At 63.2% G+C, this 12,832-nt stretch carries 10 protein-coding genes; 3 read left to right on the top strand and 7 right to left on the bottom strand.

From position 1 onward, the window contains the following. Nucleotides 1-98 precede the first annotated feature (98 nt). From rfaD to FE240_RS16675, 3 genes are read left to right on the top strand one after another with little or no spacing between them, the layout of a single operon-like run. The gene (gene rfaD, locus FE240_RS16685; protein ID WP_042048043.1) at nt 99-1,052 is read left to right on the top strand and encodes an ADP-glyceromanno-heptose 6-epimerase; all 954 of its coding nucleotides are present in this window, start codon (nt 99-101) and stop codon (nt 1,050-1,052) included. A gap of 11 nt (nt 1,053-1,063) precedes the next feature. After that, complete coding sequence (locus FE240_RS16680; RefSeq protein WP_226798881.1) at nt 1,064-2,179, top strand: glycosyltransferase family 4 protein; 1,116 nt, start codon at nt 1,064-1,066, stop codon at nt 2,177-2,179. A 9-nt stretch (nt 2,180-2,188) separates the two neighbouring features. Further along, nucleotides 2,189-3,502 (top strand): O-antigen ligase family protein, encoded by a 1,314-nt coding sequence (locus tag FE240_RS16675; RefSeq protein WP_193002561.1) that lies wholly within the window; start codon nt 2,189-2,191, stop codon nt 3,500-3,502. Nucleotides 3,503-3,542: 40 nt separating this feature from the next. On the opposite strand, the gene FE240_RS16670 is transcribed toward FE240_RS16675, so the two are convergent. The 7 genes from FE240_RS16670 to hslU all read right to left on the bottom strand — a co-directional run bounded on the left by FE240_RS16670 (nt 3,543) and on the right by hslU (nt 12,809). Then, on the bottom strand, nt 3,543-4,307 hold the full coding sequence (locus tag FE240_RS16670) for a glycosyltransferase family 2 protein (protein WP_193002559.1): 765 nt from the start codon (nt 4,305-4,307) through the stop codon (nt 3,543-3,545). Between the two features lie 199 nt (nt 4,308-4,506). Further along, a complete protein-coding gene (mgtE, locus tag FE240_RS16665; RefSeq protein ID WP_193002556.1) occupies nt 4,507-5,931 on the bottom strand; it encodes a magnesium transporter in 1,425 nt (474 codons plus the stop codon). A 177-nt stretch (nt 5,932-6,108) separates the two neighbouring features. Beyond that, entirely contained in the window at nt 6,109-7,509 is a 1,401-nt protein-coding gene (gene cysG / locus FE240_RS16660; RefSeq protein WP_193002554.1) for a siroheme synthase CysG, read from the bottom strand. A gap of 12 nt (nt 7,510-7,521) precedes the next feature. Further along, nucleotides 7,522-8,334, bottom strand: a complete 813-nt coding sequence (gene nirC / locus FE240_RS16655; protein ID WP_193002552.1) for a nitrite transporter NirC — start codon at nt 8,332-8,334, stop codon at nt 7,522-7,524. Nucleotides 8,335-8,383: 49 nt separating this feature from the next. Beyond that, on the bottom strand, nt 8,384-8,701 hold the full coding sequence (nirD, locus tag FE240_RS16650) for a nitrite reductase small subunit NirD (RefSeq protein ID WP_193002550.1): 318 nt from the start codon (nt 8,699-8,701) through the stop codon (nt 8,384-8,386). A gap of 2 nt (nt 8,702-8,703) precedes the next feature. Further along, the gene (gene nirB, locus FE240_RS16645; protein WP_193002548.1) at nt 8,704-11,247 is read right to left on the bottom strand and encodes a nitrite reductase large subunit NirB; all 2,544 of its coding nucleotides are present in this window, start codon (nt 11,245-11,247) and stop codon (nt 8,704-8,706) included. A gap of 233 nt (nt 11,248-11,480) precedes the next feature. Beyond that, nucleotides 11,481-12,809 (bottom strand): HslU--HslV peptidase ATPase subunit, encoded by a 1,329-nt coding sequence (hslU, locus tag FE240_RS16640; protein ID WP_193002546.1) that lies wholly within the window; start codon nt 12,807-12,809, stop codon nt 11,481-11,483. Nucleotides 12,810-12,832 lie beyond the last annotated feature (23 nt).

Raw genomic sequence — 12,832 nt, 5'->3', positions numbered from 1 at the left:
AGATAGGCCATGGTAAACTTTTCGGCAATTTTCACCGGCCCATTGTGCGCGACCTTGCGGCGTGTCATGCGGTGGGCCGCTCTTAGAGGGTAAGCCCCATGATCGTAGTCACTGGCGGAGCCGGTTTTATCGGCAGCAATCTGGTTAAGCAGCTGAACGAGCAAGGCCGCACCGATGTGGTAGTGGTCGATGATCTCACCGACGGTACCAAGTTTGTCAATCTGGTCGATCTCACCATCGCCGATTACATGGACAAGGACGAATTTGTCGCGCGTATCGTCTCAGGCGATGAGTTTGAGGAGTGGGATGGCATCGAGGTGATCTTCCACGAGGGCGCCTGCTCGGCGACCACTGAGTGGGACGGCAAGTTCATCATGGAGGTCAACTACGAATACTCCAAGGATCTGTTCCACTACTGCATCGATCGCGAGATCCCCTTCATCTATGCCTCCTCGGCGGCCACCTATGGCGGGCGCAACGACAACTTCATCGAAGATCCCCGCTACGAGATGCCGCTCAACGTCTACGGCTACTCCAAGCAGCTGTTCGATCAGTACGTGCGTCGCTGGCTGCCGCAGATCAACTCCCAGGTGGTCGGCCTCAAGTACTTCAATGTCTATGGCCCGCGCGAGCAGCACAAGGGGTCCATGGCCTCGGTCGCCTTCCACCTCAACAACCAGGTGAAGCAGGGCGACAATCCCAAGCTGTTTGAAGGGTGTGATGGCTTCCCCAATGGCGGTCAGATGCGCGATTTCGTGTATGTGGAAGACGTGTGCAAGGTGAACCTTTGGTTCTGGCAGCACCCGCAGCACTCCGGCATCTTCAACTGCGGTACCGGCCGTGCCGAGCCGTTCCAGAACGTGGCTGAGGCGGTGATCAAGCATCACGGCAAGGGCGAAATCGAATACATCCCCTTCCCGGATCACCTCAAGGGGCGCTACCAGAGCTTCACCCAGGCTGACCTCACCCGCTTGCGCGGCGTCGGTTATGACGGCGAGTTCAAGACGGTCGCCGAAGGGGTTGCCGAGTATATGGCTTGGCTGAGCCGTTGAACTCGGCAGCGATGACCCCTCCCGCTCTGCTGCACATCTGCCTCTCCCAGGGATGGGGGGGGCTGGAGATGTACCCAATCCGCACCGGAAAAGGGATGCTTGGCCGCGGTTGGCGGGTGTTCGGCTTGGCGCTGCGTGGTAGCCAGGTGGCCGCCGGCATGCGTGAGGCGGGCATCGAGGTGCTGGAGGTGGGCTCCCGGGCCGAGGCATTGCTGCGCCTGCCCGTGTTGTTGCGCTGGCTGCGGCAGCGGGAGATCGGGGTGGTGCACTGCCACAAGTCCGGCGATCTGCTGCTGGCGGCCCTGCTCAAGTCGTGGCATCCGCTGCGGCTTATCTTCACCGAGCACATGGGAGTGCGCCGGCCGAAGCGGGACTGGTTGCACCGCTGGATCTACGGCAAGGTCGATCTGGTGCTCTCCATCAGCGATGAGACGCTGCGGCGCAACCGGATCGCCCTGCCATTGCCGGCGGAGCGGTTCCGACGGCTTTGGCTGGGTACCGAGCTGCAAGGTTGCAGCGAGCCAGCCGCCGCGATTCGGCGCGAGCTGGGCCTGCCGGATGGGCCCCTCATCGGTATGGTGGGGCGTTTCAGCCGGGCCAAGGGGCAAGGGGAGCTGCTGAAGGCCTTCATCCTGCTGCTTGCGCGTTATCCCACGGCGCAACTGCTGCTGGTGGGAGGCAAGCTGGCCACGGAAGGGGCCAATGAACCCTTTGTGGCCGAGTTGCAGGGGTTCATTGATGAGCATCAGTTGGCCGAACGGGTGCACCTGACCGGTTTTCGGCGCGATACCCGGCGCCTACTCCAGGCGATGGATGTGGTGGTGATCCCCTCCCACAACGAGGCGTTCGGCCTCACGGTGATCGAGGCGATGGCGGCGGGTAAACCCATCGTCGGAGCCGACAGCGGGGCCATCCCCGAGGTTCTGGGGGAGGCCGGTTTGTTGGCCAACGTCTTTGACCCGGCGGCCCTGGCACAGCAGATCATGCGGGTGCTCGATGATCCTGAGCTGGCGGCGTCGTTACAGACGCAGGCTCGCTTGCGCGCCGAGCAGGAGTTTGGTTTGGCGGCCCATCTTATGCGCCTGGAGCGCTGTTATCTCGATCCATGCGATCCTTATCCTTTCTGAGTTGTGACTATGCTGTTATTCGATATTTTCAAGAGCCACTGGCCCTCCGACCGTAGGGCTCAGGTCGAAGCTGTCCTGCGTTATGGCGGTCTGGCCTGCCTCTTTTTCTACGCCCTGAGCCGGCTGGCATTGCCCGGCCTCGGCAAGGGGGTGGAGATAGGTTATGTGCTGGCCGGAGCCATCTTGCTGTTTGGCTGGCGGCGTGAGCTGCTCGGCAGCATCTATATCAAGTTGCTGCTGCTGGCATTGCTGGTGCAGTGCATCCCCTGGGGGATTGGCCACTTCACTTCACTGCCCACCGCCGAGGGGAATCCCGGTCTGGATCGGCTGCTGAAGCTCTATCTGTTTCTCCTGGGCGCCACCTTGCTGGAGGGGCGTGAGCGCAGGGTGTTCTGGCTGTGGGGCTGCGCCGCCCTCGGGCTGCTCGCCGTGGTGCTGGTGCAGCTACCCGAGTGGCAACGCGGGCTGAAGGGGATGCGGGTCGATTTCGGGATCCGTAACGCCCAGCACACGGCCATGTTCTTCGGCATCCTACTGCTGGGGTGTGTCTGCTTTGCCGGGCGCTGGCTCTCGGCGCGGCGGCAATGGCTGTGGCGATTGCCACTGCTGCTGGCGGTGCTGGCGGTGGCGGTGCTGGGTATAGTGGTGACCCAGACCCGGGCCGTCTTTTTGGCCGTCGGGGCTGCCGCCATCCTCGGGGTGGTTCTGTGGGGGCTGATGCAGCGCCCCCACTGGAAGAAGGTGCTGTTGGTGCTGGCGTTAGGGGGTGCACTGATCGGTACCATCCTGCACTATTTCAAGTCTCAGACCATAGGGCGTAGCGGGGCAGAGGCGAATGTCATCGAAATGGTGTGGGAGGGGAAACTGGATCGGATCCCCTATACCAGCGTCGGTGTCCGGGTAAATACCTGGCTGGTGGCGTGGGAGAAGATCAAGGAGCGTCCCTTGTTTGGCTGGGGCCGTGAGGCGCGCAGCTGGGTTATCGAGCAGTCCCCCACGCTGCCGGCCTGGGTGAAGCGAGATTTTGGCCACCTGCACAACTACTTTATCGAGATCCAGCTGAGCTATGGTCTGGCGGGTTCGCTGTGGCTGCTGGGGATGGTGGTGGCGACCCTCTGGGGCTGCTGGGCCGCCTGGCGGCGCGGCGACATGCCGCTCGACGTCTGCCTGTTTGGGTTTTGCTTCGTCTTCTACTTTTTGATCGTGAACAACTTCGAGTCCTATTTCTCCTTCTGGACCGGTGGGCTGGCCTTCAACCTGATCATGGCGGGTTTGGTGTCGCTGGCATGGCGGCGCTCATTTCCAGAGAATGCGCGCCAATGAGTAAAACAACCACCGGCCAATCGGCCGGTGGTTGTTTGGGTCAAGGGTGGAGGCTGCGTTGCAAGCGTTTCAGGTTTTTGCTGAAGCGCCGTTTTAGGCGCCACTGGTAGAGCCAGACCACGAAGCGGGAGAAGTGCTTGTGGGCAAAATAGAGCTCGTTGCGGTAGTAGCTCTCGGCAAAAAAGTGATTGGAGATGCCGGTGTCGACGCCACCGCTGTCACTGCGCAGGTGTTCTAGCTCGGCCTGGGGCCAGAAGATCATCTTCTCGCCGGCCCGATAGCAGCGCAGGCCATAATCTGCGTCTTCCCTGATAGCTAACTGCTGAAAATATTCGTCGAAATAGCCTACCCGCTCGACGACCCCCTGTTCGATGCTGAAGTTGCATCCGGTCAACGTATTGGTCGCCCCCTTGTGTTGGCAGTCGTTGCGCCCTGTGACCTTGATCATCCCGTTCATGAATGGCGGTGTTTGGGCCGGACGCTTATCGGCATCCTTGCTGACCACGACGCGCCCCTGCACCACGGTATAGCCGGCCTGATGGGCATTGACGTGTTCTTGGATGAAGTGGGTCGAGAGGCGGACATCGTCATCGATAAAGATCAGAATGCGGCCTGCTGCCTCGCGCAGGGCCCGGTTTCTGGCCTTGGTGAGACTGGGAGCTTGGTGAAACAACTTGATGCGATCTTGTACCGATGCCAAATAGGCCTGTGTTTCCGGCTGATGGGAGGCGGTCTGATCGACCACGATCACCTCAAAAGAGGGGTAGGTCTGATTGAGCACATCACGGATGGTATCAACCAGCATCGCTTCCCGGTTATAAGTACAAATCAGGACACTGACATCCAGCATAAACCGCCCATTGCTTCATGATTGAACGCAGGATTATCTTGAGTGCACCCCTGTGCGTCAAGGTAATGTAAAACATCGTAAATTCACTTACGTTTTGGCCTGACCGCGATAAGGCGGGCTGGGTCACCATGATGGCGATTAAGCCCCTCGCTTGCTACAGCAAAAACACTGTGGCCAGCCCCAGGAAGATGAAAAAGCCGCCGGTGTCGGTGATGGCGGTGATCATCACGCTGGAGCCGAGGGCCGGATCGCGGCCTAGGCGGTTCATGGTCATGGGGATGATGACCCCCATCAGCGCCGCCACCAGCAGGTTGAGCATCATGGCCAGGGTCATCACGGCGCCGAGCGCCAGATCCTGATAGAGCAGGAAGGTGACCAGCCCCATGATCCCCCCCCAGATAAGGCCATTGATGAAGGCCACCCCCAGCTCGCGCAGTAGCAGGAAGGAGAGGCTGCCGCTTTGGATCTGCTGCAACGCCAGGGCGCGCACTATCATGGTGATGGTCTGGTTGCCAGTGTTGCCGCCGATGCCGGCGACGATCGGCATCAGGGCCGCCAGCGCCACCAGTTGCGAGATGGTGTTCTCAAACATCCCGATCACCCGCGAGGCGACAAACGCCGTGCACAGGTTGATGGCCAGCCAGGCCCAGCGGCGGCGCACCGCCTGCCCCACCGGAGCATAGACATCCTCTTCTTCGCTCAGGCCGCCCATGCGGCGCAGATCGGTGTCGCTCTCTTCATAGACCAGGTCGACCACCTCTTCGACCGTGAGGCGGCCCATCAGCTTGCCCTTGGCATCCACCACGGCGGCGGACAGCAGGTTGTCCCGCTCGAAGGTGCGGGCGGCTGCCTCGTCGTTCTCTTCTGGATCGAAGGTGACCGGATTGTGCTCCATCACCAGATCGACCCGGGTGTGTGGCTGGTGCAGCAGTATGGTGGCCAGCGTCAGCTCACCGAGCAGGCGGTTGCGGCGATCGGTGACAAACAGCTTGTCGGTGTTGGCCGGCATGTTGCCGCGTCGGCGCAGGTAGCGCTGCACCGTGCCGAGCGAGACATCGGGGCGCACCGTCACCAGATCGAAGTCCATCATGGCGCCGACCGAGTGCTTGCCGTAGCGGATCACCTCGCGCACCCGCTCCCGATCCGATGGTGCCATGGTGGTGAGCAGGCGTCCCATCAGGTTGCGCGGCAGCGACTGGCCCAGATAGATCTGATCGTCGATGTCGAGGGTTGCCAGCGCCTGCAACAGCTCCTTGTCGCTCATGTCGCTGATGAGGCTCTCCCACACCGTCTCGGAGGCCTCGACCAGCACCCGCCCCCGCTTGTCCGGGTCAACCAGCGCCCACAGGGCGTGGCGCTCATCGGGGGGCAGTGACTCCACCGCATCGGCGATGTCGGCCGCCGGCAGGCGGTTGACCAGGGTGGCAATCTCGCTGGCCCGCTCGCGTAGCACCGCATCGAGCGGCGCATCGACGTCGCGCAGGCTGTCGGTGAGATCGTCGTCGGCCAGCAGCATGGTCAGGATGCGATAGCGATCCTGCTCGCGTTGCTTGGCGCCGTTGCGGATGGTGAGAGACATAGAAGAGGTGTTCCTGAATGCGACTGGACTCTGAAGATGGGCCATAGGATACCAGACCGACGCGCCCATGTTATGACAGTCCGCACGTGAACGAGTCGATGCCGGTCGTATGTCGGTGCTCGGTCAGCGATTGAGGTGGCAAGAGAAAAAAGCGCCTCAATGAGGCGCAGTGAGGGATCAGGCGCGGGCTTGCAGCGGGGTGGGGGCGGTGCCAAACCAGGCGAGCTGGTCGGCCAGGGTCACCACCGAGCCCACCATGATGAGGGCCGGACTCTCGACGCCTTGCGCCAGCGCGGGCAGCTCATCGAGGGTGCCGCGAATGACCCGCTGGCTGGGCTGGGTGCCGCGCTCGATGAGGGCCGCCGGGGTGTTGCCCCCCTTGCCGTGGGCTAGCAGCTGCTCGCGGATAGTGGAGCAAGAGGAAAGCCCCATATAGAACACCAGGGTCTGCCGATCTTTGGCCAGCAGCGGCCAGTCGAGATCCTGGGCGCCCCCTTTGCCGTGGGCGGTGACAAAGCGCACGCTCTGGGCGTGATCCCGGTGGGTCAGGGGAATGCCGGCATACGCCGCGCAGCCGCTGGCCGCCGTGATCCCCGGCACCACCTGAAAGCCGATGCCGCTACCGACCAGCGTTTCTAGCTCCTCGCCACCACGGCCGAAGATGAAGGGGTCGCCCCCCTTGAGGCGCACCACCCGTTGCCCCTTCTTTGCCTCGTCCAGCAAGAGCTGGTTGATCCCCTCCTGCGGCACGCAGTGGTTGCCCGCCTGCTTGCCGACGAAGATGCGTTTGGCGTCCCGGCGCACCAGCGCCATCACCTCGTCCGAGACCAGCCGGTCATAGACCACCACGTCCGCCTGCTGCATCTGGCGCAGGGCGTGCAAGGTGAGCAGGCCCGGATCACCGGGGCCGGCCCCTACCAGCACCACCTCGCCAGCGCTCTGGCTTTCGTCGGCAAACAGGTTGTCGGCCAGTTGGTGGGCAGAGGCGCTATCCCCCCGCGCCAGCGCCTGACCGAGCCGATCCGCCCCGAGCAGCCGCTCCCAGAAGCGGCGCCGCTCGCCCATGGTGGCAAAGCGGGCCTTGACCCTAGCGCGCAGGCTGCCGGCGAAGGTCGCCACGGCCCCCAGATGTTGCGGCTGCAGGGCTTCGAGTTTTTCCCGCAGCAGACGGGCCAGCACCGGGGCCTTGCCGCCGGAGGAGATGGCCACCATCAGGGGCGAGCGGTCGATGATCGACGGCATGATGAAGCTGGAGCGTTTCGGGTCATCCACCACGTTGGCAAAGATCCGCGCCCGGTTGGCGCTTTGGTAGACCAGTGCATTCACCTCGCGCCTGTCGGTAGCGGCCACCACCAACCACTTGCCCGTCAGGTGCGCCGGCACAAATTCACCGGCCAGCCACTCGATGGCGCCGTCGGCCGCGAGCTTTGCCAGCTCGGGGTCGAGCTCGGGCGCGACTACGGTGAGCTGGGCACCGGCATCCAGCAGCAGGCGCGCCTTGCGCTCGGCCACCTCGCCGCCGCCGACCAGCAGCACGGGTTTGTTATCGAGTCGGCAAAAGAGGGGCAAGTAGTCCATGGGGCCTCCGGATCAGGCGGTGTGGGTCTGGCTGGCGGTGGTGACGGCGTTGCTCACCGCGACCGGGCGCTCCGCCTTCGGCGTGGCATACCAGTAGCCGAGGCCCATGAAGAGGGCGCCGGAGACGGTGTTGCCGAGCGTCACCCACAGCAGGTTGTAACCGATGCCGCCCAGGGTGTAGGCCTCTGAGTGGTTGCCGAACCAGGAGAGGGCGAACAGGGTCATGTTGGCGACCGAGTGCTCGTAACCGGAAGCGATGAAGGCCAGCAGGCACCACCAGATGGCGATGAACTTGGCCGCGCCTTCGGTGCGCAGCGCCATCCAGATGGCGAGGCAGACCAGCCAGTTGCACAGCACGCCCTTCATAAACAGGGTCAGGGCCGGCGCCTGGGTCTTGGCCAGCGCTACCTTGTGGGCCAGGCTGCCCGCGTCCGGCAGCAGGCTGCCGCCGTAGGAGTAGATCAGCGCGACGAAGATGGAGCCGAGCAGGTTGCCGGCCCAGGTCTGCGGCAGGATGCGCAGCAGGTCGCTCATGGCAATCTTGCCCGCTTTCACCCCGAAGGTGAGGAACATGGTGTGGCCGGTAAACAGCTCGGAGCCGGCGATGACAACTAAGGTCAGGGCGATGCCGAAGGTGGCCCCCATCACCAGCGGGCGCACGCTGGGGTCAACCAGGTTGCCGAGGGTGAAGATGAGGATGATACCAAGGCCTACATAGGCGCCAGCCATGGCAGAGCTGAGCCAGAAGCCGAGCTTGTCGCTGCGCTCGAAGCGGTTGATGCGGGCCGCGTTGGCGGCGCACTTGTTGATGGTGTCGGTGTACATTGTTTGCGTCCTTAACAGGGCTGCCCGAGGGCAGCCCACTGTGTGGGAATCAGAGGCCGATCCATACTTCACGGCCGCGCAGGGCTACCGGGTAGCTGGGCACCGAGACGGCGGGGTTGTCGAGGCAGAGGCCATCGCACAGGCGAAAGCGCTGCTTCTTGAGGGGGCTGGCGACCCAGAACTCCCCCTCGTGCTCGCCGATGAGGCCGCGCGACAGCACGTTGGCCTGATAGAAGGGATCCTGGTTGCCGATGGCAAACAGTTGCTCCTCTGCGGTTGGCCGGAAAATGGCCACCTGGCGCCCTTCGATCAGGGCGCAGACGCCGGTACCCGGCAGGATGTCGTCGAGTTGACAGGCAAGGTGCATGCTCAGGCCTCCATGTCGATCTGGTAAACGGGGATGCGCTCGGCCGGGGTGGCCGGTCGGTGCTGGTCGCGCTCATTGATGAACTGCACCTCGGGGTCGCGGCGATCGCTGTTGATGAAGTGGGCGAAGCGCTTCAAGGCCTCTGTATCGGAGAGGGTGCGCGACCACTCGCATTCGTAGCTGTCGATGAGCTGCTGCATGTCGGCTTCGAGCTGCTCGGCCAGGCCCAGCTTGTCGTCGATGATCACCTCGCGCAGGTAGTCGATGCCCCCCTCCAGGTTGCCGATCCAGGTGGCGGTGCGCTCGAGTTTGTCAGCGCTGCGCACATAGAACATCATGAAGCGGTCGATGTACTTGAGCAGGGTTTCCCGGTCGAGATCGGCAGCCAGCAGCTCGGCGTGGCGCGGCTTCATGCCGCCGTTACCGCCCAGATAGAGGTTCCAGCCGGCGTCGGTGGCGATGATGCCGATGTCCTTGCCCTGGGCCTCGGCACACTCGCGGGTGCAGCCGGAGACACCGAACTTCATCTTGTGCGGGGTGCGGATACCCTTGTAGCGGTTCTCGAGGTAGACCCCGAGGCCGACGCTGTCCTGCACGCCGAAGCGGCACCAGGTACTGCCGACACAGGTCTTGACCATGCGCAGCGCCTTGGCATAGGCCTGACCGGTCTCGAAGCCGGCTTCCAGCAGACGAGTCCAGATGGCGGGGAGATCCCCCTTGTGGGCGCCAAACAGGCCGATACGCTGGGCGCCGGTCACCTTGGTATAGAGCTTGAAGTCGCGGGCCACCTCGGCCAGCGCCAGCAGCGCTTGTGGGGTCACCTCGCCACCGGCCATGCGCGGGATCACCGAGTAGGTGCCGTCCTTTTGCATGTTGCCAAGGAAGATGTCGTTGGTGTCTTGCAACGGGGTGTGCAGCGGGCTCAGTACGTATTCGTTCCAGCAAGAGGCGAGAATGGAGCCGACCGTCGGCTTGCACACCTCGCAGCCGTGCCCCTTGCCATGCTTGGCGATCAGCTCGTCAAAGCTCTTGATCCCCTCGACTTTCACCAGATGCAGCAGCTCCTGGCGCGAATGGGGGAAGTGCTCGCACAGGTGGTGGTTCACCTCGATGCCCTGCTTGGCCAGCTCGGCGTTGAGCACCTGGCTGATGAGCGGCACGCAGCCGCCGCAGCCGGTGCCGGCGCCAGTGTGCTGCTTGATGGCGGCCAGGGTGGTGTGACCGTCGGCCACGGCCTTGGCGATGTCGCCCTTGGAGACGTCGAAGCAGGAGCAGATCTGGGCGCTTTCGGGCAGGGCGTCGACCCCCAGAGTCGGCTTGGCACCGGCGTAGGAAGGTAAGATCAGCGCGTCCGGGTGTTCCGGCAGCGGCAGGGCATTGAGCATCATCTGCAACAGGTTGCCGTAATCGTCCACATCCCCCACCAGCACGGCGCCGAGCAGGTGGCGGTTGTCTTCGCTCACCACGATCTTTTTGTAGACGCCAGCTTGGTCATCCTGAAACACATAGCTGTGGCTGCCCGGAGTGCGGCCATGGGCATCACCGATGGAGCCGACCGAGACGCCGAGCAGCTTGAGCTTGGCGCTCATGTCGGCGCCGGCAAACTGGTTGTCGCCACCGAGCAGTTGATCGACCGCTACCTGAGCCATCTTGTAGCCGGGGGCCACCAGACCGAAGAAGCGGCCCTGCCAGGAGGCACACTCGCCGATGGCGTAGATGTCGGGGTCGGAGGTGCGGCAGTGGTCATCGATGATGATGCCGCCGCGCTCGGCCACCGCCAGATCCCCGTAGCGGCCCAGGGTATCTTGCGGGCGGATACCGGTAGAGAAGACCACCACGTCCACCTCGAGCTGGGTGCCGTCGGCAAAGGCGAGGCGGTGTTTGGCCTCCTTGCCGCCGTGCATCAGGATCTCGCGGGTGTTCTTGCTGGTGTGCACCTGCACGCCCATGGATTCAATCTTGCGGCGCAGTAGCTGGCCGCCCTGGCCGTCGAGCTGCTCGGCCATCAATACGGGGGCGAACTCCACCACATGGGTCTCGAGACCGAGCGCCTTGAGGGCGCCGGCGGCTTCAAGGCCAAGCAGGCCGCCGCCGATCACCACGCCGCTCTTGCCCTCTTTGGCCGCATCACGGATCGCCTTGAGATCCTCGATGGTGCGGTAGACGAAGCACTCGTGGTGCTGGCTGCCCTGGATGGGCGGCACCCAGGGGTAGGAGCCGGTGGCCAACACCAGTTGGTCGTAGGGGACGACGCTCTCCTTGTTGGAGTGGATCTCGCGCCGCTCCCTGTCGATTTTTTTCACCGCTTCGCCAAGCAACAGACGGATGCCGTGCTTCTCGTAGAAACCCGGTTTGACCAGGGAGAGATCTTCGCTTGTATGGTGGGAGAAATAGGAGGAGAGGTGGACGCGATCATAGGCGGGACGGGGCTCTGCACCGAAGACGGTGATCTCGAAGCGGTCGCCGCCGCCACGTTCGATCAGCTCTTCGATGAAGCGGTGCCCCACCATGCCGTTGCCCACGACGACCAGTCTGATTTTGCTCATGGTTGCCTCAAGTTGGAGTAATAAAACATCACAGTTGGGGCAAGGCTACCGAGTGGCGCACTGGTCACGATTGATGCAAATCAAGTGTCCATTTATATATCTCGTCAGGGGTAATTTTATAAAATTCAATGATATACCTAAATAGGTATACCAGTGGCCTATTCCTGCGTGCCGTGCGGCCATAAAAAAACGCCTCCGCAAAGGGAGGCGTTTTGTGCCGGCGTCGCGGGCGCTTAGAGGATGAAACGGCTCAGATCCTCGTCCTCGATCAGAGTGCCGAGGTGAGCGTTGACGTAGGCGGCGTCGATGGTGAAGGTCTGGCCCGACTTCTCGGAGGCGTCATAGGAGATCTCCTCCATCAGCCGCTCCATTACGGTGTGCAGGCGGCGGGCGCCGATGTTCTCGGTGCGCTCGTTGACCTGCCAGGCCGCTTCGGCCAGCCGGCGGATGCCGTCGGCGGTGAAGGTGATGGTGACCCCTTCGGTGGCCATCAGCGCCTGGTACTGATCGGTCAGGGAGGCGTTCGGCTCGGTCAGGATGCGCTCGAAGTCCTCGGTGCTGAGGGCGCCGAGTTCAACACGGATCGGCAGACGACCTTGCAGCTCGGGGATGAGATCGGACGGACGGGCCACCTGGAAGGCGCCGGAGGCGATGAACAGGATGTGGTCGGTCTTGACCATGCCGTGCTTGGTGTTGACGGTGCACCCTTCGATGAGCGGCAGCAGGTCGCGCTGCACCCCCTCGCGGGAGACGTCGGGGCCGGAGACCTCACCACGCTTGCAGATCTTGTCGATCTCGTCGATGAAGACGATGCCGTTGTTCTCGACCACTTCGATGGCCTTCTGCTTGAGCTCCTCGGGGTTGACCAGCTTGGCGGCCTCCTCCTCGGTCAGGGCCTTGAGGGCCTCCTTGACCTTGAGCTTGCGCTTCTTCTTCTGCCCCTGGCCCAAGTTCTGGAACAGCCCCTGCAACTGGTTGGCCATCTCTTCCATGCCCGGCGGGGTCATGATCTCGACCCCCATCGGGGAGGCGGCCAGATCCAGCTCGATCTCCTTGTCATCGAGCTGCCCTTCGCGCAGCTTCTTGCGGAAGATCTGACGGGTGTTGGAGTTGTCGGCCTTCTCCTCCTCGCCCCAGCTGTTGCGCGGGTTGGGCAGCAGGGCGTCGAGGACGCGCTCCTCGGCGGCCTCCTCGGCGCGGAACTTCATCTTCTCGACCTCGCTCTCGCGCACCAGCTTGATGGCGGCGTCGGTCAGATCGCGGATGATGCTGTCCACCTCCTTGCCCACATAGCCCACCTCGGTGAACTTGGTGGCTTCAACCTTGATGAAGGGGGCATTGGCCAGCTTGGCCAGACGGCGGGCGATCTCGGTCTTGCCCACGCCGGTCGGGCCTATCATCAGGATGTTTTTCGGGGTCACCTCGTGGCGCATCGCCTCATCGAGCTGCATGCGGCGCCAGCGGTTGCGCAGCGCCACGGCCACGGCACGCTTGGCGTCGGCCTGGCCGATGATGTGTCTGTCCAGTTCGTGGACGATTTCTCTCGGGGTCATCTCGGACATGATGGGGTTCCTGTGTCGGGGGC

This window comes from Aeromonas simiae (genome assembly GCF_014892695.1).
GTDB classification, from domain to species: Bacteria; Pseudomonadota; Gammaproteobacteria; order Enterobacterales; family Aeromonadaceae; genus Aeromonas; species Aeromonas simiae.
This window is presented reverse-complemented; position numbering and strand designations above follow the sequence as displayed.